This is a genomic window from Campylobacter concisus (genome assembly GCF_002165815.1).
Classification (GTDB): Bacteria; Campylobacterota; Campylobacteria; order Campylobacterales; family Campylobacteraceae; genus Campylobacter_A; species Campylobacter_A concisus_BH.
This window is the reverse complement of sequence record NZ_NDYN01000001.1, coordinates 1-19,941: the sequence shown is the minus strand read 5'-3', so window position 1 is coordinate 19,941 and position 19,941 is coordinate 1. Positions and strand designations below refer to the sequence as shown.

General features: G+C 37.9%; 30 protein-coding genes. 15 read left to right on the top strand and 15 right to left on the bottom strand.

Features of this window, described 5'->3' with window-relative positions; all coding sequences use genetic code 11:
- Nucleotides 1-9 precede the first annotated feature (9 nt).
- From B9N65_RS00150 to B9N65_RS00120, 7 genes are all read right to left on the bottom strand, one after another.
- The gene (locus B9N65_RS00150; protein ID WP_374220064.1) at nt 10-2,100 is read right to left on the bottom strand and encodes a heavy metal translocating P-type ATPase; all 2,091 of its coding nucleotides are present in this window, start codon (nt 2,098-2,100) and stop codon (nt 10-12) included.
- Nucleotides 2,069-2,389, bottom strand: a complete 321-nt coding sequence (locus B9N65_RS00145; protein WP_087582308.1) for an oxidoreductase — start codon at nt 2,387-2,389, stop codon at nt 2,069-2,071. The genes B9N65_RS00150 and B9N65_RS00145 overlap by 32 nt, the downstream gene beginning before the upstream one ends.
- Nucleotides 2,389-2,703 (bottom strand): hypothetical protein, encoded by a 315-nt coding sequence (locus B9N65_RS00140; protein ID WP_009293949.1) that lies wholly within the window; start codon nt 2,701-2,703, stop codon nt 2,389-2,391. The genes B9N65_RS00145 and B9N65_RS00140 overlap by 1 nt, the downstream gene beginning before the upstream one ends.
- 9 nt (nt 2,704-2,712) lie before the next feature.
- Entirely contained in the window at nt 2,713-3,024 is a 312-nt protein-coding gene (locus tag B9N65_RS00135) for a hypothetical protein (protein WP_257640001.1), read from the bottom strand.
- 31 nt (nt 3,025-3,055) lie between these two features.
- Nucleotides 3,056-3,706 carry an aminotransferase gene (locus B9N65_RS00130; protein ID WP_087582306.1) on the bottom strand — a complete coding sequence of 217 codons (651 nt, stop codon included), beginning with the start codon at nt 3,704-3,706 and terminating at the stop codon, nt 3,056-3,058.
- Nucleotides 3,699-4,022 (bottom strand): HMA2 domain-containing protein, encoded by a 324-nt coding sequence (locus B9N65_RS00125; RefSeq protein ID WP_009293946.1) that lies wholly within the window; start codon nt 4,020-4,022, stop codon nt 3,699-3,701. The genes B9N65_RS00130 and B9N65_RS00125 overlap by 8 nt, the downstream gene beginning before the upstream one ends.
- A 102-nt stretch (nt 4,023-4,124) precedes the next feature.
- Complete coding sequence (locus tag B9N65_RS00120) at nt 4,125-4,571, bottom strand: Fur family transcriptional regulator (RefSeq protein ID WP_087582305.1); 447 nt, start codon at nt 4,569-4,571, stop codon at nt 4,125-4,127.
- A gap of 150 nt (nt 4,572-4,721) precedes the next feature.
- On the opposite strand from B9N65_RS00120, the gene B9N65_RS00115 reads away from it, so the two are divergent.
- The gene (locus B9N65_RS00115) at nt 4,722-4,931 is read left to right on the top strand and encodes a hypothetical protein (protein WP_002942234.1); all 210 of its coding nucleotides are present in this window, start codon (nt 4,722-4,724) and stop codon (nt 4,929-4,931) included.
- A 106-nt stretch (nt 4,932-5,037) separates the two neighbouring features.
- Here the strand turns inward: B9N65_RS00115 and B9N65_RS00110 are convergent, their stop codons facing one another.
- Nucleotides 5,038-5,703 carry a lipid-binding SYLF domain-containing protein gene (locus B9N65_RS00110; RefSeq protein WP_087582203.1) on the bottom strand — a complete coding sequence of 222 codons (666 nt, stop codon included), beginning with the start codon at nt 5,701-5,703 and terminating at the stop codon, nt 5,038-5,040.
- A gap of 117 nt (nt 5,704-5,820) precedes the next feature.
- On the opposite strand from B9N65_RS00110, the gene B9N65_RS00105 reads away from it, so the two are divergent.
- Entirely contained in the window at nt 5,821-6,429 is a 609-nt protein-coding gene (locus B9N65_RS00105) for a trimeric intracellular cation channel family protein (RefSeq protein WP_021088495.1), read from the top strand.
- Nucleotides 6,426-7,412, top strand: coding sequence for an SAM-dependent methyltransferase (locus tag B9N65_RS00100; protein ID WP_087582304.1), 987 nt, complete (start codon nt 6,426-6,428; stop codon nt 7,410-7,412). The genes B9N65_RS00105 and B9N65_RS00100 overlap by 4 nt, the downstream gene beginning before the upstream one ends.
- Here B9N65_RS00100 and ybaK read toward each other — a convergent pair.
- Nucleotides 7,401-7,883 carry a Cys-tRNA(Pro) deacylase gene (ybaK, locus tag B9N65_RS00095; RefSeq protein ID WP_087582303.1) on the bottom strand — a complete coding sequence of 161 codons (483 nt, stop codon included), beginning with the start codon at nt 7,881-7,883 and terminating at the stop codon, nt 7,401-7,403. The genes B9N65_RS00100 and ybaK overlap by 12 nt on opposite strands.
- A 58-nt stretch (nt 7,884-7,941) precedes the next feature.
- On the opposite strand from ybaK, the gene fliL reads away from it, so the two are divergent.
- The 7 genes from fliL to B9N65_RS10935 all read left to right on the top strand — a co-directional run bounded on the left by fliL (nt 7,942) and on the right by B9N65_RS10935 (nt 11,130).
- Nucleotides 7,942-8,478 carry a flagellar basal body-associated protein FliL gene (gene fliL, locus B9N65_RS00090; protein ID WP_087582302.1) on the top strand — a complete coding sequence of 179 codons (537 nt, stop codon included), beginning with the start codon at nt 7,942-7,944 and terminating at the stop codon, nt 8,476-8,478.
- Nucleotides 8,475-8,819, top strand: coding sequence for a holo-ACP synthase (acpS, locus tag B9N65_RS00085; RefSeq protein WP_087582301.1), 345 nt, complete (start codon nt 8,475-8,477; stop codon nt 8,817-8,819). Before fliL ends, acpS begins: the two co-directional genes overlap by 4 nt.
- A gap of 176 nt (nt 8,820-8,995) precedes the next feature.
- Entirely contained in the window at nt 8,996-9,397 is a 402-nt protein-coding gene (locus tag B9N65_RS00080) for a hypothetical protein (protein ID WP_087582300.1), read from the top strand.
- A gap of 123 nt (nt 9,398-9,520) precedes the next feature.
- Nucleotides 9,521-9,916 (top strand): DUF6984 family protein, encoded by a 396-nt coding sequence (locus B9N65_RS00075; protein WP_087582299.1) that lies wholly within the window; start codon nt 9,521-9,523, stop codon nt 9,914-9,916.
- 174 nt (nt 9,917-10,090) lie between these two features.
- Nucleotides 10,091-10,402: a polymorphic toxin type 30 domain-containing protein gene (locus B9N65_RS00070; RefSeq protein ID WP_141083824.1), complete on the top strand. Its 312-nt coding sequence runs from the start codon at nt 10,091-10,093 to the stop codon at nt 10,400-10,402.
- A 1-nt stretch (nt 10,403) separates the two neighbouring features.
- Nucleotides 10,404-10,787: a hypothetical protein gene (locus B9N65_RS00065; RefSeq protein ID WP_141083823.1), complete on the top strand. Its 384-nt coding sequence runs from the start codon at nt 10,404-10,406 to the stop codon at nt 10,785-10,787.
- Nucleotides 10,774-11,130 carry a hypothetical protein gene (locus B9N65_RS10935; protein WP_180385101.1) on the top strand — a complete coding sequence of 119 codons (357 nt, stop codon included), beginning with the start codon at nt 10,774-10,776 and terminating at the stop codon, nt 11,128-11,130. Before B9N65_RS00065 ends, B9N65_RS10935 begins: the two co-directional genes overlap by 14 nt.
- A gap of 22 nt (nt 11,131-11,152) precedes the next feature.
- Here the strand turns inward: B9N65_RS10935 and B9N65_RS00055 are convergent, their stop codons facing one another.
- The 6 genes from B9N65_RS00055 to B9N65_RS00030 are packed head-to-tail and all read right to left on the bottom strand — an operon-like array spanning nt 11,153 to nt 15,088.
- Entirely contained in the window at nt 11,153-11,536 is a 384-nt protein-coding gene (locus tag B9N65_RS00055; RefSeq protein WP_087582296.1) for a DUF7674 family protein, read from the bottom strand.
- Nucleotides 11,530-11,904 (bottom strand): DUF7674 family protein, encoded by a 375-nt coding sequence (locus B9N65_RS00050; RefSeq protein ID WP_087582295.1) that lies wholly within the window; start codon nt 11,902-11,904, stop codon nt 11,530-11,532. The genes B9N65_RS00055 and B9N65_RS00050 overlap by 7 nt, the downstream gene beginning before the upstream one ends.
- A 12-nt stretch (nt 11,905-11,916) precedes the next feature.
- The gene (radA, locus tag B9N65_RS00045; protein ID WP_087582294.1) at nt 11,917-13,257 is read right to left on the bottom strand and encodes a DNA repair protein RadA; all 1,341 of its coding nucleotides are present in this window, start codon (nt 13,255-13,257) and stop codon (nt 11,917-11,919) included.
- Nucleotides 13,232-13,594: a VanZ family protein gene (locus B9N65_RS00040; RefSeq protein ID WP_087582293.1), complete on the bottom strand. Its 363-nt coding sequence runs from the start codon at nt 13,592-13,594 to the stop codon at nt 13,232-13,234. Before B9N65_RS00040 ends, radA begins: the two co-directional genes overlap by 26 nt.
- Entirely contained in the window at nt 13,587-14,453 is an 867-nt protein-coding gene (gene ftsY, locus B9N65_RS00035; protein WP_087582292.1) for a signal recognition particle-docking protein FtsY, read from the bottom strand. Before ftsY ends, B9N65_RS00040 begins: the two co-directional genes overlap by 8 nt.
- On the bottom strand, nt 14,453-15,088 hold the full coding sequence (locus B9N65_RS00030; protein WP_087582291.1) for a TlpA family protein disulfide reductase: 636 nt from the start codon (nt 15,086-15,088) through the stop codon (nt 14,453-14,455). Before B9N65_RS00030 ends, ftsY begins: the two co-directional genes overlap by 1 nt.
- 49 nt (nt 15,089-15,137) lie before the next feature.
- On the opposite strand from B9N65_RS00030, the gene B9N65_RS00025 reads away from it, so the two are divergent.
- Genes B9N65_RS00025 through B9N65_RS00005 form a run of 5 tightly spaced genes read left to right on the top strand, consistent with a single transcriptional unit; the run spans nt 15,138 to nt 19,765 of the window.
- Complete coding sequence (locus B9N65_RS00025) at nt 15,138-15,782, top strand: 5-formyltetrahydrofolate cyclo-ligase (RefSeq protein ID WP_087582290.1); 645 nt, start codon at nt 15,138-15,140, stop codon at nt 15,780-15,782.
- A complete protein-coding gene (gene rny, locus B9N65_RS00020; RefSeq protein ID WP_087582289.1) occupies nt 15,703-17,256 on the top strand; it encodes a ribonuclease Y in 1,554 nt (517 codons plus the stop codon). Before B9N65_RS00025 ends, rny begins: the two co-directional genes overlap by 80 nt.
- 9 nt (nt 17,257-17,265) lie before the next feature.
- Nucleotides 17,266-17,862: a lipid-binding SYLF domain-containing protein gene (locus tag B9N65_RS00015; RefSeq protein ID WP_087582288.1), complete on the top strand. Its 597-nt coding sequence runs from the start codon at nt 17,266-17,268 to the stop codon at nt 17,860-17,862.
- Nucleotides 17,862-18,428, top strand: coding sequence for a DedA family protein (locus B9N65_RS00010; protein WP_180385100.1), 567 nt, complete (start codon nt 17,862-17,864; stop codon nt 18,426-18,428). The genes B9N65_RS00015 and B9N65_RS00010 overlap by 1 nt, the downstream gene beginning before the upstream one ends.
- Nucleotides 18,425-19,765 carry a DUF945 family protein gene (locus B9N65_RS00005; protein ID WP_087582286.1) on the top strand — a complete coding sequence of 447 codons (1,341 nt, stop codon included), beginning with the start codon at nt 18,425-18,427 and terminating at the stop codon, nt 19,763-19,765. Before B9N65_RS00010 ends, B9N65_RS00005 begins: the two co-directional genes overlap by 4 nt.
- Nucleotides 19,766-19,941: the final 176 nt, after the last annotated feature.

Below are 19,941 nucleotides of genomic sequence, written 5' to 3'. Positions count from 1 at the left end.
CTTTCAAATTTATTTTGACTTGATCTTCACGCCCTTCATTGAGTTGAGCAGAAGCCAGATCGTCGTGCCATTGTGAAGCATAGCAGTTGCTATTGGATTTAGCATGCCAAGCGTTGCGGCACTTAGTATGGCTGTATTTACGCCAACGGTTGAGCGGAAATTTGAGCTAATTAACTTCATAGTTTTATTAGCAAGCTCTTTTGCAAGCGCTACGCTCATGATATCATCTTTTAAAAGGCTTATATCAGCTGTTGCTTTAGCGATATCAGCACCTTTGTGCATGCTGATGCCAACATTTGCTTTTGTTAAGCTTGGCGCGTCATTTATGCCATCACCCACAAAAGCGACCTTTTTGCCCTCACTCTTTAGCTCTTCGATGATCGCTGCTTTGTCCGTTGGCAAGCACTCAGCATAGACCCTATCAAGCCCTAGCTCGCGCGCTACCTCTTCAGCCTTGCTCTTGATGTCGCCACTTAGCATAACGACCTCTTTGACGCCAAGACTTCGCAGTTTTGCCACCATATCTTTAGCGTTTGCTCTCATATCATCTTTCATAGCTATCACGCCAACAAGCTCTTTGTCGTATCCTACATAAAGCAAGGTTAGTCCGCTTTGTAAAGCCTTATTTATGAGCGTTTCGTGAGCTTTAAAGCTTATCATCTCATCATCTTCTAAAAAGTGCCTACTGCCGATGACCACCTCTTTGCCATGCATCGCAGTTTTTACACCGTGAGCCACGATAAATTCAACCTCGTCGTGGTGGATATGGCTAAATCCACGCTTGTTTGCAGCCTCAACTATCGCTTCAGCTACTGGGTGGAAGTAGTGCTCCTCGGCACTTGCGGTTAAATTTAAGATATCAGCCTCTGAAAAGCCATCTTTAAAAGAGTAAATTTCAACCACGCTTAGGCGTCCGTGAGTTAGAGTGCCGGTCTTGTCAAAGACAAATGTATCAACCGAGCTTAGAGCCTCGATCGCCTTTGCACCTTTTATAAGGATGCCGTTTCTGCCGGCTTTTGAGATGCTTGACTTAAACGCAACTGGCGTAGCAAGCTTGAGCGCGCAAGAGTAGTCAGCCTGAAGCACGCTAGCAACGCTATTCATATTTTTATTTATAACATACGAAAGCCCAGCAAGAGAGAGTGTAACTGGCACTAGCTTATCAGCTAGTTTTAGAGCTTTTACGCCGATGGCTGATTTTTCATTAAGTGAAGTTTGGATGTACTCTTTGATCCTTGCGGTTGCGGTGTCGCTACCTACGTTTTCAGCCCAAATTTTGATCCTGCCCTCATCGACAACAGTGCCACTTATGACGCGGTCGCCTCTAGCTTTTGCCACGGGTTCTGCTTCTCCAGTCATTGAGACTTGATTAACATCAGCATTGCCCTCTACGATGTAGCCATCAACGCCTATCGTCTCGCCAGCTCCGACTACTACAATGTCGCCTTTTTTTAAATTTTCGGTTTTTACCTTTTCAAGCGTCTTTTCGCCGTTTAAATTTCGCTCGACCCAGACCTCTTCGATGTTTGGTTTGGCTAGCTCTTTTATGAGATCATCACTTCTGTGGCTAGCACTTTCTTCCATGTATTCGCCGATATTTATCATCAAATTTGTGCTATTTGCAGCCAAATGATCGCCCATTGCAAGGCTAGTGCCAATAGCAGTTGCCTCAAGCACTTTTGAGGTGATGCCATCGTACCTTAGCTCTTTTGCACCTTCTATTAAATTTGGAGCTGTGGCGTAAAGAGTAACGGCTGATTTTAGAGTTTTGTTACTCATAAATGGCGTTACGCCAAGTGCAGCAGCAGCTTTGTAGATATTTGCTTTGCTAGGCAGGCTCTCATCTTTTGGCTTGGTTGGAAAATCATAGCTTTTTATAAAATCTAAAATTTTCTCATAGCTCTTATCAAACTCAACAACGATGCTTTTTGCGTATTTATTTACGCGCACGCTTTTTGCATCGGTTCGCTCTGAGATCGCAGCCTCGATAGCGCTGACATCGCTTCTAGCGTTTAGGCTCTCGCAAATAAACCTCGCTCTATTTTTGCTCTTGTGAGCTAGAGTGACCTTATTTTTGTGAGTCAAGTTCTGCTTTGACATCTTCAAAACGCTCTTTTAGTTCTTCTATGCCAGCGTTTATTAGCTCGCCACCTTTGATGATCGCTTTAAATACGCACTCTTGTGCTTTTGGATTGGTTAGCACATAAGCTGCTATGCCGCCTAAAAGTAGGCCTTTTACAAAGCCAGCTGCGTTAAAATTTTCAGGTACAAATGGTAAATTTTGAGCTGCATTGTTTATCGCATTATCAACCGCACTTGGCTGAGTTGCTGCTGCGTCATTTGCCACTACTTCGCTTGCGTTTTCTTCATTGATATAAGGGTTATTCATTATTTACTCTCCAATTTTATTAGTTCTTCAGCTATCAAAAGACCGCCGATGCCAGCTGCAGTAAAAGCTGCTGCGTTTAGATATTTTTTTTGTGCTATCAAATTTGAAGCGTGAATGCCAACAGCACCTACAAAACCACCAGTTACGGCGTATTTTGCTATCTTTTTAGCGACATCTTTTTTAGTTGCTCTGTTGTTTAGATAGTCGCTAAAGCCAAGCGCAGCCGCACCCATACCAGCGATCAAGGCTCCACTGATGAAGTGATCAAATGGAAGCCTTGTGTTTGAAAGTGTAAAAAGACTATTTTCTTGCATTCTCTATCCTTAAGCTATATCGTTTGGTGTGATAGCTTTTGGAGCTGCTGGCTTTTTAGCACGTGGTTTTCTTGTTTTTTTAACTACTTTTTCAGCCTCTTTTTCTATTTTTTTAACGCCACGTTTTGCTTTTTTCTCTTCTTTAACCATGAAGTCTTTTGCGTCTTTTGCGACGTTTTTGCCTTTTTTATAAAGATCTTTTGCAGCCTCTTTGCCTTTATCTAGGCCATCTTTGGCACACTCTTTGATCTTATCTCTTTTACTCCAAGCAACTACTGCTAAACCGCCTACTGCTAAACCTGCTAAAAATGGTAATGCCATTTTAAATCCTTTCTTTGTTTGATTTTGTAAATTATTCATCTTCTTCATCCTTATTTAAATTTTTGCTAACTACTGAAATGCCTAATGCCCCAAGCGCAAGCCCACTAAAAAACGAGAAATTTGGGTTGTTTGTGATCTTTGCCAACTCGCTTTTATCAGCCTTGCCACTTGCGATATTTTGCAAGCTTTTAGTTATCTCATTAAAGTCATTTTGATAGCTTTCTAAAATGTTTGTTATGCCATTTTGCTCAAAATTTTGTGAAATTTCATTTAAATTTAGCTCATTTTTTGCTCCAGCTCCACTATAAATTTCTTTTAAGCAGTGCTTTAAAGAGGTGATGTATTCGTTATTTGAAGTAGCCCAAAGTCTAAAAAATAGATCTTTTAGCTCCTCATCATCTAAGCTTTCACAAAATTTTTCATACATTTTGTTTAGCTCATTTTCATAGTTTAGTGTCTCTATCAGCGCATCTTCTTTATTTTTTGCTGGCAAAAAGATAGCTTCATTTTCGCAAACAAGCTCATACTCATGCGCATTTGCAAATTTCTCTATCAAGATGATCGCATTTTTTCTCACACTTGCGATTTGATCAAATACTTCGCCAAATGAAGCCAGACCTTCATATAGCCTAAGTGCGTTTTTTTCGCTCGTATAAGAGGTGTTTAAAAGCTCGTTAAGCATATTTTACTTCTCTTGCTACTTCATTTACTTTAGCTGAAATTTCTTCTAAATTTTGCCCTTTTAAGAGATCCTCCCAGAGATTTTTAGGGAAAATTTCATGATCATATTCGATCGTTACAGAGCCGATTAGCTTGTTAAATTTAACATTTTTTATGCCATTTATTTGAGCTATCATGTCATCTAAACTGGCCAAATTTACGCTACTGCTTAGCTCTTTGATCTTTGGGCTAACCCTTACTCTTAGTCTGCCATTTGTGTGAGCTATCATCGAAAAATAGCTTGCAACTTGTGCTAAAGTTTGTGTTTTTATATCCATTTTCATCCTTTTATTTTGTCTGCGTATTATCTAATCTGTAACTTAAACAAATCTGAAATTTTTTTGTCTTTCATTATCAAAAAGTAAAATGAAATGATAAATTTAAATCCCATTTTTTGCTTGACAATCACTGCAAATTCCATAAAGTATCATCTTATGAGACTCTGCACTAAATGATCTTTGGCTACAAATTTGATCTTGTCTTTGCTCTACCATCTCATCTTCAAAATCAACCACTTTGCCACAAATTTCACATATCAAGTGATCGTGAGAGGATTTTAAATTTAGCTCATAGTTTTTAACACCATTTTGCTCAAAACTATTTGCCAAATGGTGCTCTTCAAGAAAATTTAAAAATGTATATATCGAAGTCATTGAAATTTCATTTTTGTAAGTTTCATAAATTTTTTGGCAAATTTCTTGAGCATTTAGATGCGACTTGCTAACAAAAAGCACACGTAAAATTTGCTCTTTTATCTCAGAGCCCTTTTGACCAAAAGCTTTTAAAAACTCGTTAAAATGCTTGTAAAATAGTTCAAAGTCTTCCACAAAATCCCTATCAAATTGATAATGAATGTAAAGATTTTACAACTTTTCTACTAAAAAATGCATAAAATTTATTACAAATTCTAAGTAAAGTATTTTATAAGCTTCTTTTGGTATAGTTTCGCATTTTTTAAATCAGAATTAAGGAACGAAATGACTTACGACGAGCTAGAATTAGACGCCGTTTTGTTAGAGGTTTTGGAAAATAGAGGCAGCTTTGACTCGATGGATGACGAAGAGCTTTATGAGCTTATCGAGCAAGTCGCGCAATACACTGACGGCGACTACGAAGAGGCGTTTGAATATATGACTCAATTTTCTCCAATCCCTAAAAAACGCTTTGTATCACTATTTATGGTTTAGCAAAAGGCTAAGCCATAATCTTGCAAAATTTATAAACTAAATTTCTAAAATCTTTAAAATGTAAAAAAGAGCTTGACTCTTCTAAAAGAGCCAAGATGAGAGGTTATTATAAGAAGTATTTTGAGATTATCTCTTTAAATTTGATTGTGTATTTGCTAGCTTTTGGGCTGTTGTTGTAGATATCTTCAAATTCATACATTCTATCGTAGTAGTCGTTTGTATCTTGTGCGTTTATCTTAAGTCTTGCCACATCTAAGCTAACGCCCACGAAAGCCCCACTTGTCTTACCACGCTCTTCTACAAAGGCTGAAATTTCAGGCAAATCGCTAGCTATCGCCACTTCGTTACCAACGCCGCCAGTCGCTTCTGCTTTTAGGCTGATCGTATCTTTTGCGTTAAATAAGCTTGCGTAGGCTTCTGAGTTTTTAAACAAGATGATCATATCAGCTGAGCTATATCCTAGCTGAAGTCCGATGCTGCCAGATGTGTAATTTACAAAAAATGGGCTTGACCACTCGCCATCGTCGTTTTTAGCGATAAATACACCTTTGCCTTTTGAGCCAGTTATGATCGCACCTGCTTTTGTTACGTCTGGGATGATGGCGATGGCTTTGATGCCTGTAAATTTGGTATTTGGTTTTAAATTTCTAGTGCCAAAAGCGTTTAAAATGTTGATAGCATTTTTTAATTTTTGATTTTGGATCACATCAGCGTTTAAATTTAACGCAAAAAATGAGCCGATCAAAAAGAGCAAAGTTAGAATTTTTTTCATCAAATTTCCTTATTTAAAATTTTTGTTATTATAGCCTAAAATAAACTATTATTTAAAAATTTATTAATGAAATTTTATGAGATTTCATTATAAAATGCCCATTTTTAAGGAAAAAATATGAGCTTAATACTTTTTGTAGAATACGTTGGTATCGCATCAGCTGCGCTTAGTGGCTTTTTGTTTGCAGTAAAAAGAGAGTGTGACTGGCTTGGCGTCTTTTTGTCCGCATTTTTAACTGCACTTGGTGGCGGTATCGTGCGTGATATGCTCGTTGGCAGGGCAGTTTATTCATTTACTCACTACATGCCAGTAAGCGTCGTCATCTTTATGCTTGTCGCATCTAGGATCACAAATTTACATATAAAAAGAGATGGTTTGGAGAAGAAATTTGTCTTTATCTTTGCCGATGCGATCGATGTTATCTGCTTTTCTATCGTTGGAGCGATGGTTGCCATTGAGTATAGCTACAACATCTTTGGCGTCATGATGATCGCCTTTTTTAACGGCGTTGGCGGCGGTATCTTAAGAGATATCTTGCTAAACGAAGTCCCATGGTTTTTGCGCACCGGACTTTACGGCACGATAAGCCTTGGCGTGGGGCTTGCTTACTTTATCCTATATCATCTAGGTCTTACCAATATATTTTTTACCATGCTGTTGCTTGCTGCTGGCATAACAGTCAGGATGTTTGCATTTTATAGAGGCTGGAAGCTGCCTGATCTATGAAATTTAGCGAGTTTTTTGATATCTGGGTCAATGAAAACTACTATAAATTTGGCGTGGATATCGGCAAAAAGGGTGATTTTTACACAAATGTAAGTGTTGGCTACCTATTTGGCGCTTGCCTTGCAAACTACTTTTTAAAGCTACTTAAAAACGGCGAAATTTCTAGCTCATGCAAAGTCGTGGAGATCGGCGCAAACTCGGGCGATATGCTGGCTGATTTTGCACAGGGCATCTTTACGCTTGAGCCAGAAATTTTGTCAAATTTAGAGTTTATCATTATAGAACCTCATGAAATTTTACGCAAAAAACAGCTTGAGACATTTAAAAAACGCTTTGGTGACGAGGTTAAAGTAGGGCACTATGAAAATTTGGGCGAATGCTCGTTTGATGAAATTTTTGTCATCTCAAATGAGCTGCTTGACGCGTTTAGCTGCGAGGTGATAGAGGCAGATAATATGCTTTTTGTGGATAGCGATCTAAAATTTCACTGGCAAAAAGCGGATCAAAATTTACTAGCTCTTGCAAAGAAATTTGGCATAAAAAAGGGCGAGATATCAACTAGCTATGCTAAATTTGCGCTTCAGCTTGCAAATGCGGCTAAAAAGGTGAGATTTTTAAGCTTTGACTACGGCGAATTTGAGCCAAAAAATGAATTTAGCCTAAGAGTTTTTAAGGATCATCAAGTTTTTTCTTTGTTTGAAATTTCAAACCTTGCGCCATATTTTAAAAGCTCAGATCTAACTTATAGCCTTTGTTTTAAACAGGTCAAAGAGGCTTTCTCTCTGGCTGGCTTTTTGATGCTTAAATTTAAAAAACAAAATGATGCCTTAGTTTGCGACTTTGGTGTGGATGAAATTTTATCTTTGGTGCTTGAAAAAGGCAGCAAGCAAGCCTATGAAAATATCACCAAGCAGGCAAAATTTCTACTCTCGCCTGAGTTTTTAGGCGAGAAGTTTAAATTTATAGAGTTTTTAAAGGGCTAGCCTGGCGATATCAGCGTAACTAGCCTCACAAGCCTTCAAAAGGTCATTTGGAGCTATCTTTATCTGCTTGCCTCTTACTCCAGCGCTTACTAGCACGTACTCTTGCTCTTTTACTCGCTCATCGATGAATGTGGCAAAGTGCTTTTTCATAGCAAGTGGCGAGCATCCGCCTCTGATGTAGCCGGTGATCTTTTCTAGATCTTTTAAATTTATAAGCTCGCAGCGTTTGGCTCCGCATGCATGAGCAAGTGCTTTTAGATCAAGCTCCAGATCGCCTTGCAAGCAGGCAACGACAAAATTTTTAGGCTCGCACTGGCAGACGATAGTTTTGTAAATTTGCTTTATATCTTGCTTGGTGCTAGCTGCGACATGAACGGCTGAAAGGTCGTTTAGATCGACTTCGTATTCAAGTATCTCATACTCTATTTTTAGCTTGTCTAAAAGCCTAGCGGCGTTTGTTTTATGTATCATCTTTTCTCATTTTTGCGAATTTTTTGTATAATTATAGCCAAAACTTAAAGGAGGAAAGATGGCTGAAGAAGTTGAAGAGAAAAAAGCAAAAAAAGGTGGCAATGGCGCTTTGATGATAATCATCATCGTGATATTTGTTTTATTGCTAGTTATCGGAGGGCTATTTGCGTTTTGGATGCTTAGTTCGGACGAGCCAAAAGAGGCAAATATGGCGCAAACACCAGCTCAGACTCAAACTCAACCAGCACCCGCTCAAAACAAAGCAAAACGCGGTGGCAACGACTATTCGAACATGGGACCGATATATCCGCTTGATCAGTTTGTCGTAAATTTACTTAGTGAAAATGGATCAAGATTTCTTAAAACTAAGATCGATTTAGAGCAAAGCGACGAGCTACTAACTGCTGAGCTTGATAAGAAAAAGGCACTTTTAAGAGATATCATCATAAGAACGCTCTCATCTAAAACTTACGAAGAAGTAAGCACTGCAAAGGGCAAGGATAGGCTAAAAGACGAGATCGTCGGCAAGCTAAATGAAGTGCTAAATGATGGCTACATCAAAAACATATTTTTTACTGATTTTGTGGTGCAATGATAGGCATCGATATCGTTAAGATAGATAGAATTTCAAGACTAAAGGCTCGTCACGGCGAGCTTTTTTTAAAAAGATTTTTAAGTGATAGCGAGATCGCGCTAGCAAAAAATGATGCGACTTTGGCTGGATTTTGGGCGGCCAAAGAAGCAGCTAGCAAAGCCCTTGGTGTGGGCATCAGCAAAGAGTGTGGCTTTTTAGACATTGTGCTAAGTAAAGATGCAAGAAACGCACCAAAGATAAAATTTAGCCCAAGAATTTATACAAGCTTTAATATCAAAGAAGCAAGCCTTAGTATAACTCACGACGGCGGATTTGCCGTAGCTGCAGTGATGATCGTGTGAAATTTATCTTTTTTAAGAATAATCTAATTTTATATGCTTGAACCGCTAAATACTAGGTTTTATGATAAAAATGGCAATATAATAAAAAGCGACAAACCGTCGGTATCTTTTGAAAGTCATATAGAATTGGAAAATTTTGACTTGAATATACTTAATAAAATTATGGAACAATAAATATGACAGATTTAAAAATTGAGAAAAATTTTTTACCATGGATTTATTATTGGATAAAAGAAGCTTCTGATATAAAACAACAAAAAATGCATTGGCTAAATGAGGACAATATTGATGGTGGAGTATCGTCTTATGTTGAATTGATGTGCTCGCTTTTTGATGATTTAAAATTTGATGACTTTGTAGAAAATAGGGCATTCACTTTAGGTTTTTCGGATGAACTTATAAATTCATTGCATGATTTTAGAGATGAACTAAGAAATTATATTGCAGAAGATGATAATGATGATGAAGCGATTATTAAAGACCCAAATTGGCAGATCGTCGTTAAAAAAGCACACAATGTCATAGTTGCTTGGAATAAATATAAGCAAGTGTCTAAAAATAACCAAAATTTGCAATAAAATCTTTAATGTTTTTAGGAAATGATAAATTTGGAAATACTTGGATTGCAAAACTCTTGGATACTAGAGAATAAGATGACACATATAATATTGGTACCATTATTGTTAAATAAGGACTAAATAATGAAAGAGATTTATGCATATAATAAAAAATTACGAGTTAGACATATAACTGCGCAAATTAGGCAAATGGTGGAAATTTTAATTAAAAATTCACAAAATGATAATAAAGATTATAAATTTTCAGATGAAATTTTTTATTTTGATGATGGTAAAATGGGAAGCTTTGGCTTTGTTTATGAAAGCAATGAGTATATTGGTGGCGGCAAGCATATTTCGGACGTAGAGTTTTATGATGCTGATGGAACACTTTGTGTGGCTACTATGTTTGCATACGATAATAATTTTGTTGATAGTGTTGATATTTGGAAAGTTGATTTTTCACCACTTATAAAGATACCAACAAATGATAATGAGTTTTTTATACCAAATGAAAAGTTAAAAATAACTACCAAGTAAAAGATTTAGTTATTTAATATTATATAAAAAAAGGTTTAAATCCAAGAAGATGGTGCTGATAGAATTTATCAGCATGTATAAATTTGAAAATGATATGAGCTAGACAATATTATAAAAGGTGAAAAACAAATAAACCGTCTATACATGCCCCGATAAAACAATAAATTTTTAAATTTGGTTGGAGATTTTACAAAGCTAGAGGGAGCAACAGTAGATGAAATTATTTCAAGAGTTCCAAAAGATTGGAAAATGTTGGTTCAAAAAAATGGGAATGGTATAAGATTTATTGATGAGGCTGGTATTGAAAGAATTAGAATTCATGGACCTGATCCAAAAGCCCCAATTGGAACAAATTCAAATTCTGGTTGGATTTTAAGAATACAAGATAAAAATAAAAATTACTTAGATAATTTTAGAAATATTGGTGGCTATAAGGCTAATGAAACACACATACCAATTTATGGAAATTCTATTTTGGAGAAATAAAATGCTAGCAGAAAAGGGATATTTTTTATTAAATTTATGCAGAATAGCTTCTTTATGGCATCAAGATAAGTATTTGGTTGATCCAACTACAGATAAATATGAAACAGTAGAGGACTTGGTGCAAGATGTATATAACGCTTGCGAATATGCGTTATATCCTAGAAATAAAATATATTTTTCAAAGCGAGAGCTAGAAATCATAAGTCACTTCAAATCATTTATGGATAAGAATTTTGGAATAGATTTTTGGAATGAAATAGAAAAAATAGATAATAAAACTTTAGTTTATTCAAACAAAACTTGGATAAAAACAAGAGAATTTGCCGGTGCAATCATAAAAAGATTTGGTTTTAGTATAGAAAATTTTAATTATGAAAACTTTTAACCACTTTTACAATAAATTTTTTGAAGATGATCTAAATTTTAGAGAGAAAGAGAAGAGATATTGTTTTACGTTCAGAAATTATGTAGTTGAGTTTGCTGGTTTTATTGATTTTAAAATTTATAAAAGCGAATTTAGAAAAATCTTTAATGACTATCAAGACCCAAGTATTAAAGCTATCGGAGTAGATACGCAAGAAGATAGCTATGTGGTTTGTCCGCATTGTTATAATGCAGAGCAAGTAAGCGCAGAACTAGGTGTTATAAAGTGCGAAAAATGCCACCAAGAATATAACAACCCACTTGCCAAAATTTGTCCAAGTGGGATATCGGTGCTTGATGATTAAATTTAAATGTTTTTATAAAAGCTTATATGCCCAAAAATTCTATTAGCTCATTTGCAATCAATAAAGTTTCTTTGCCAAAATACTTCTCAATTTTCTTATATTGTTCTTTGCTTGAAACATTTTGTATCGTCTCAATAAAGCCAGTCAAAAATGCCGTGCCAACGTAGTTATCGTTCTTAATATTTTTTTCAACTAAGTCAAAAATTTCTAGCTTATCCTGCTCACTTAATTCATTAAAAATATAAACTGTAACATTTGCAAAATTTTCCAATAAAGTAAGTAACCCTGGGGTATCTGGAACAAAATTTAAAAGTTCGGATTGATAAATTGCAAAATATCTAATGTCTTTTGATATAAAAATATATAAAAAATCTTCATATATAAAAATGTCTTTTTGAGCTAGCATGGCTTTGCCTTATTTTTTGTATTTTCACCAAAATACTTCTCAATTTTCTTATATTGCTCTTTGTTTGAAACATTTTGTATCGTCTCAATAAAGCCAGTCAAAAATGCTGTGCTAATATAGTCATCGTTCTTAATATTGTTTTCAACTAAGTCAAAAATTTCTAGCTTATCTTGCTCGCTTAGTTGGTCAAAATTTTCCACCAAAATGACCGCAAAATCGATAAGCAATAGCTCTAAGCTTGGATAAAGTGGTAAATTTCGCGTGAGTTCTTTTTGATATTCTCTAAAAAATCTTTTATCTTTTGACACAAAAGCATAAATTATCTCTTTATGGCTTTGTAGATCACTGTCATTTTGCGAGAAAACCATATTAAACTATCCCTACATCCACTCAAGCACTTGCGTGATATCTTTGGCGTAAAAGCACTTTAGACCTTGCGTGTCAAGCGGTTTGTTTGGGATGATCGCATTTTTAAATTTCTGCGTTTTTGCCTCTTTTAAGCGCTGATCGAGGTTGAAAATTTCTCTTATCTCGCCATTTAGACTTAGCTCGCCGATGAAGACGCTGTCCTTGCTGATAGGGCGGTTTTTGAAGCTGCTGATTATCGCTGCGATGACGGCTAGATCGGCCGCAGTCTCACTTATCTTAACGCCACCTGAAACATTTATAAAGACGTCGTAGTGCCCAAGCGGAATTTCAAGCTTTCGCTCAAGTAGGGCTAACAACATATCTAAGCGGTTTCTCTCAAAGCCAGTCGAGCTTCGCTTTGGATAGGCACTTTCGCAAACAAGCGCCTGAATTTCGATGCTAAGCGCCCTTGAGCCTTCCATTATGATAGTGATCGCGCTGCCACTCATCGCCCCGCCGCGTGTGAAAAATTTACTCGATACCTCATTTGCGCTCACCAGTCCGTGCTGGCTCATCTCAAATATGCCAACCTCGCTCGTCGAACCAAAGCGGTTTTTAAACCCACGCAAAATCCTCAGCTCCCTGCTCGCGTCGCCCTCGAAATAAAGCACCACATCGACCATGTGTTCAAGCACTCTAGGCCCTGCGATCGAACCCTCTTTGGTTATGTGACCGATAATGAAAACGCAGATATTTTGGCTCTTTGCAAGTCTCATTAGCTCAAACGTGATCTCACGAACCTGCGTGATCGAGCCTGGCGCGGAGGTTATATTTTGGCTATAAAGCGTTTGAATGGAGTCAATGACTAGCACCTTGTAGTCGCTTTTTTGCACTTCTAGCAGGATATCTTCTAGGCAAATTTCAGTTAGCAGGTATAAATTTTTATCCACAGCATTTAACCTGTCAGCTCTCATTTTTATCTGGCTTTGGCTCTCTTCACCGCTTACATAGAGCGTTTTTTTGCCGTCTTTTGCTAAATTTGAGCCGATTTTTAGAAGCAGGGTTGATTTGCCAATTCCCGGACTGCCGCCTATTAAAACAAGCGAACCCTCGACCACGCCACCACCAAGAACAAGGTCTAGCTCGCTATCTTTGGTGCTAAATCTCGTGAAATTTTGAATTTCAACTTCGTCTATGCTTATGGCTTTGCTGGGTGTGCCACTGCTTTTTGCTATCTCTTTACTTATCTTTATCTCTTGCTGGCTAAGCTCGACAAAGCTATCCCAAGCCCCACATTGTGGGCATTTGCCCAGCCACTTTGCTTGTTGATTACCGCAGGCTTGACACTCAAAAACTGGCTTTGCTTTTGCCATAATATATCCTTTTTAAAATTTCAACTACTATCACTCCAAATCCCGCTCCGATCATGTCTGCTACGATGTCAAGCAAGCTAAAGCTCCTATTTGGCAAAAATGCCTGAACGAGTTCTATCTGCACGCCAAAGGCTAAAAGTAGGGCTAAATTTTTAAAAATTTTAAACTCATAGCCAAGGTAGAGCAGTATATAAAGGACGAAAAAAGCCAAAAAATGATTTGCTTTGTCCCACGAATTTTCGATGATTGCGGGACTTTTTGGAGTAAATGCAAGAAAATCAATCGCCAAAAGAGCAGCGAAAAAGCAAATTTTACTAAGAAATTTTACCCTACTCAAAAATGGCGTCCATCAGCTCGTCTAAAAACTCGTCTGGGTTAAATTTGATGATATCGTCCATACTCTCGCCAACGCCTATATAAAATATAGGTAGCTCAAGCTCTCTTGCCACGCCAAATAGCGCTCCACCCTTTGCGGTGCCGTCAAGCTTTGTGATGATGACGCCATCAAGCGAGACGATCTCGTTAAATGCCTTTGCCTGTGCGACGCCAGCGTTGCCCTGCGTGCCATCAAGGATAAGGATCTTGCGGTGAGGCGCCTTTTCGTAGGCTTTTTTGCTGATACGAACGATCTTGTCAAGCTCGTTTGCCAAATTTGTCTGGTTTTGAAGCCTGCCAGCCGTGTCTAAGATGACGCGGTCGATGCCTTTTGCAAGGGCTGAGCTGATCGTGTCGTAAGCCACAGCTGAAGGATCATGCCCTTGTTGGGTGGCGACTATTGGCACATTTAGTCTGATTGACCATTGGCGCAGCTGCTCGATCGCCCCAGCTCTAAATGTATCACAAGCGCCCAAAATGACGCTTTTGCCATTATTTTTATATAAATTTGCTAGCTTTGCGATAGTGGTCGTCTTGCCAGCGCCATTTACGCCAAGGATGAGATCGACAAATGGCTTATCAGGCTCGATCACGCGCTCGTTTTCGTAGATAAAATAGCTACTCATAACGCGTCTAAGATCAGCTTTGCTCACTTCATCTTGTGGCGGCAGATAGTATAAAATCTCCTCTACGATCTCATAGGCCACGTCAGCTTCTAGTAAAATTTCTTCTAAGCTCTCTTTGTCGATCTTTTTTGACTTCTTAGCCGAGCTTATCGCTCCAAAGGTCTTTTCAAAGCCTCTTTTTAAAAACTCAAGCATTATTTTATAGCCCTATTTATGTCAGTTTCAAGCATCTCTTCAGGCACAAGACCGATGTAACCTTGAGCGTAGTCGCCATTTGCTTTAAAAAGTGCAGATGCAGGGAGTCCTTTGATGCCGCCCATCGCCTTTTCAAATAAGAAATTTCCCTCGCCAACTGCGATGTCGTATTTGATCTTATACTTTTGAGCAAATTCTTTAACCTCGTCCTCGCTCTTGTCTTCAAGCAAGACAGCAACGATGTTTAGCTCGTTTTTAAATTTCTCACTTAGGTTGTTTAAAGATGGGATCTCAGCCTTGCAAGGTGGGCACCAAGTGGCGAAAAATACATAAAGTGTCGCTTTTTTGCCATCTTTTACGTCAAAGCCGTTGCTTCTTTTTGTGATCTGCATAGTTGTGCCGTTAAGCAGTTTTAGGCTTATATCTTTTACTTCGTCACTTTGTGTGCTCTCACTTATCTTTGGTGTGAGCGTATCTTTGCTTAAATTTTCATCTTTGCTGGCATTTTCTTCTAAATTTTTACTTTGCACAGCTGGCTCGCTAGTGTTTTGCTCGCTCTTTTTGTTAGAGTCGTCACCGCATCCGAAAAATGCAAAAAGACAAAGTGATGTTATAATTACGTGTTTTAGTGTCATAAATTTCCTTTTGAAAAATGTTTCAGGATTATACAAGAAAGAGCATAAAATGAGCGTTAATTTAGAAAAAAACGAATTTAGAAAAAATGCAAGAGCAAATTTGATAAAGCTTACTAAATTTAGAGCAAAATGCACACATCACAAGGCAGCAAAAACGCTTTTAAATTTGATAAATTACACAAATTCTAAAAAGGTGCTCTTTTACTTGCCGCTTAACTACGAAGTTGATGTGCTTAAAATAAGGCGAAATTTATCACATAAATGTGAAATTTTTGCCCCTTTTATGGTAGGTCTTAGCTTAGAGATGGTAAGATTGCGACTGCCATTTATAACTTATAAATTTAATGTCAGGCAGCCATCTGGCAAAAAAATGAATAATGTTAAACTCGATATGGCGGTAGTTCCAGCGATTGGGGTTGATGGAGCTATGGCAAGGATAGGGCACGGAAAAGGATTTTACGATAGATTTTTTGACACTTTGCCCATTAAGCCAAAACTGATAGTTTTCTTAGAGGTAAAAGACTTCTACACCAAAGATGTGCTCTCGCAGGCGCACGATGCGGTAGCAGACTTTTATATAACCCCAAGCAAAAATTATATAAAAAGAGGAATAAATGATAGAGGTTTTAATAGGCTTAGGAGCCGGTGTGGTGGGCGTTGGAGCAGGGTATCTCTACGCCAAAAAGATAAATGATGCAAACTACAACATATTTTTAGAGCAGGCAAAAGCAAAGGCAAAAGCCATCGAGTATGAAGCTGAGCTAACGCTTAAAAACTCTAAAATTTCAGTGCAAGAGGCTGAATTTGAGGCTAAAAAAAGATACGATGACAAGACGACAAAGCTTCAAAAAGAGTATGCAAGTAAATTTGATGAGCTAACCAAAAAAGAGAAAATTTTGCTAAATGAGCAAGAGCTTTTAAATGAGAGCAAAGAGCTTTTTGAAAAAGACAAGCGAGATGCGAAGGTCACTTACGAAGAGGGCTTAAATTTAAAAGCGACTTATCAAAACAAAGTAGAAGAGGCGATAAGGGTGCTTGAGCACGCTGCTGGCTTAACAGAGGAAGAGGCAAAAGAGGTTGTGCTTAAAAAGGTCGAAGAGAAGTCACGCGCCGATATCGCTCACATCGTTAGAAAGTACGAAGAAGAGGCAAAAAGAGAGGCTAAAAAGAGGGTTAATTATATCTTGGCGCAGGCTACGTCAAGATTTGCCGGAGAATTTGCGGCTGAACGTCTGATAAATGTCGTAAATATCAAAAACGATGAGCTAAAAGGCAGGATCATCGGCAAAGAGGGGCGTAACATCAAAACCCTTGAAATGGTTCTTGGCGTTGATATCATCATCGACGATACCCCGCATGCGATCATCTTAAGCAGCTTTAATCTTTACAGACGTGCGATCGCAACAAGAGTGATCGAGCTTTTGGTGGAGGATGGCAGAATTCAGCCTGCGAGGATAGAGGATCTTCACAAAAAAGTGACTGAAGAATTTGAGCAAAGCATACAAGAAGAGGGCGAGAACATCGTCATGGACCTTGGTCTAAATAAAATTCATCCAGAGATAGTAAAACTAATAGGCAAGCTTAAATTTAGAGCAAGCTACGGTCAAAACGCCCTTGCTCACAGCCTTGAAGTAGCTCACCTTGCTGGCATCATCGCGGCTGAGTGCGGCGGAGATGAGAAGCTAGCAAAAAGAGCTGGCATACTTCACGACATCGGCAAGGCGCTAACTCACGAGTACGAGGGTAGCCACGTTGATCTTGGAGCTGAAATTTGCAAACGCTACAAGGAGCATCCAGTTGTCATCAACGCGATCTATGCTCACCATGGTCACGAAGAGGCGACAAGTATAGAAAGTGCTGCTGTTTGCGCGGCTGATGCACTAAGTGCAGCTCGTCCAGGAGCAAGACGTGAGGTGCTTGAGAGCTTCTTAAAACGTGTTGAAGAGATCGAAAACATCGCAAAAAGCAAAGAAGGCATCAAGCAAGCTTATGCGATCAACGCTGGCCGTGAGATCCGCGTCATCGCAAATGCTAAACTTATAAATGACGATGAGGCGGTGCTTGTGGCAAAAGAGATCGCTCAAGAGATCGAGAGCAAGGTGCAGTATCCTGGTGAGATAAAAGTAAGTGTCATCAGAGAGACTCGCGCTGTTGATTTTGCGAAATAACGGCAAGATATGAAATTTCTTTTATCAATAATAATGTTTTTCTCGCTTGGCTTTGCCAGCGAGGAGCTCGTGCTAGACTCGGCAAATTCGTTTATAACGACGATGAGAGGTGCTAGAAACGCTCCTATAAAAGAGCTCATCGAGCAGTCAAAAGCGACGATCATCTTCCCAAGTGTAAAAAAAGTCGGTTTTGTGGTCGGTGGCATGGGTGGAGATGGCATCATGGTTGTTGGCAACATCAACTCGCCAAGTGAAATTTTGCCAGTTAGTATAAGTGGCGGCAGCATCGGCATACAGCTTGGTTATGAAGATAGTTCGCTTGTGCTATTTATATTTAAAGATAGCATCATCTACGACATAAAAGACGCCAAGATTACGCTTGATACGAAGCTTTCAGTGGCATTTGGCGATATTGGACGCAATTATAATAAAGTAAGCGATTTTAAATTTTCAAGCGACATCTACGCATACGCTGCAAATGATGGATTTTTCGCTGGAGCTAGTTTTGGCGGAGCAGTGATTAGCGCAAAGGATGAAATTTTAAAACAAAGTGGCTACGCATACGAGCAGCTAATATCTTCAGCTTCTAAACTTTTGGGGCAATGATGCAAGATATTATAAACTCAATTTCAACTTACGGCTACGTCGTGCTATTTTTTTACAGCCTCGGCGGTGGCATGGTAGCGCTTATCGCTGCTGGGATATTAAGTTTTGCTGGTAAGATGGACATCACTCTTAGCATAATCGTTGCTGCCGTGGCAAACACGATCGGCGATACTTTGATCTTTTACGTTGCAAGGTTTAATAAAAGCTCACTTATGCCTTATGTAAAAAATCACAAAAGAAAGCTTGCCTACGCTGGAATTTTGGCTAAAAAGCATGGCGATAAGATAATATTTATCAAAAAATTTATCTACGGCGTCAAAACTTTGGTGCCTATTGCACTTGGACTTACAAAATACTCTTTTTATAAATTTAGCGTTATAAATTTGATCTCTTCAGTGCTTTGGGCGGTGATCGTCGGTCTTGCTAGCTATAAAGCAGGGGATTATTTCATGAGTGTGAGCAATTATCTTGGCGAGCATGGCTATATCATGCCACTTGCCATGGTTGGCTTGTTATTAGGCATCTGGTTGTTTTTACAACACATTACAAAAAGGAGAAAAGCATGAAAAAGGTGATATCTGCTCTAATCGTAGTTATCGTGATCGTCGCAGGCGCTGTTTATTTCGCCTCAAACAAGGTCGAGGAGAACTATCAAAGGATAGTTGATAGACTAAATGATGTAAATGGCTTTAAAGTTTCAGAAAACAGCTATCAAAAAGGCTTTTTTGGCTCAAAAGGATCGTTTGATCTTATCGTTTCAAAGGATCTTTTGAAAAATTTGGCTGGCAAAGATGTAGATGAGGATCTAAATTTTAAGGTAGAAAATGAGATTTCTCACTCAGTGCTTGCATTTGTAAATGGCTTTGATATCGACTCAAAAATTTCTATACAAAATGAAGCGATAAAAAATATCGTAGCTTCATTTCTTGGGTCAAACGTCGTCGCAACGGCCAAAACAAAGGCTAGCGTGAGTGGCGATAAAGATGTAAAAGTTAAATTTAGCGATATCGACTTTAGTGACAAGCAAACTATGAACGTTCATACAAAGGATGTGAAATTTGGCTTGAAACTGGACGCAAAAGATAATGTAAATAGCGCAAACTTGGGCGTTGAAAAAGTTGTTTTAAAAGGTCTTAATGAAGAAAATAAAGTAGAAGCTAATGTTGAAGGTGTCGATATAGATACAAGCTACACTGTGCCAGTTGAAATTTCAAAGATATTTGAGAACAAACTAGTCCCTTACATAGCAAAAGTTAAGATCAAAAAACTAGCATTATTAGATGAAAAAGATAGTAATGTTGCTTTGGATGATTTTGAGTATAGCTCTAAATTTGAAGTCTCAAATGATCTTGGTAGCTCAAAAGATGTGGTGAAGATAGGTGCAGTTGCTGATAATAAAGTGAAATTTACAGATTTTATCTTAGATAGTAAAATAGCAAATATCAACGTGCCAACTATAAATAATATACTTGATAGACTAAGTAATGTAAATGTTGATACAAATGAGAGTATCTTTGCTGGGCTAAATTTGGACGAAGTAATGGGTCAAATTTTAGAGAAAAATCCAAGTGTGAAAGTGGATACATTAAGCTTTAAAAATGGCAATAATGCGATAAATTTAAAACTAGATGCTGCTATCAATGGCTTTAAAAGCGGAGAAAGTCAGCTTGCGATCTTTGATAAGCTATCACTTAATGGTGAGCTAAGCGCGGATGAGACTTTGGCTAAATTTTTTGATACACTCTTTCCTGAGATGACTCTTATCGAGCCAACACTTATATCTGCTGGATATTTAAAAGAAGATGGCAAAAAAGTAGTAAGTAAATTTAAGTACGATCCAAATAAAAAAGATATTATTTTTAATGAAAAGGTTGGACTTCAAAATTTATTTATGGGCTTTTAAAAAAAATAGCCTGATTTTTATCTACTTTTAAGCATCACTTCTATATACTTCACTTTCTGTTTTGCAGAACGCAGAGCAGAAAGTTCTTTTAACTTACAATTGTTAAACTATTAGTCAATCTTTGAAATCTAAACAAGTGATCGATTGAGCCAGTCTATTATGATTAAATAATAGAT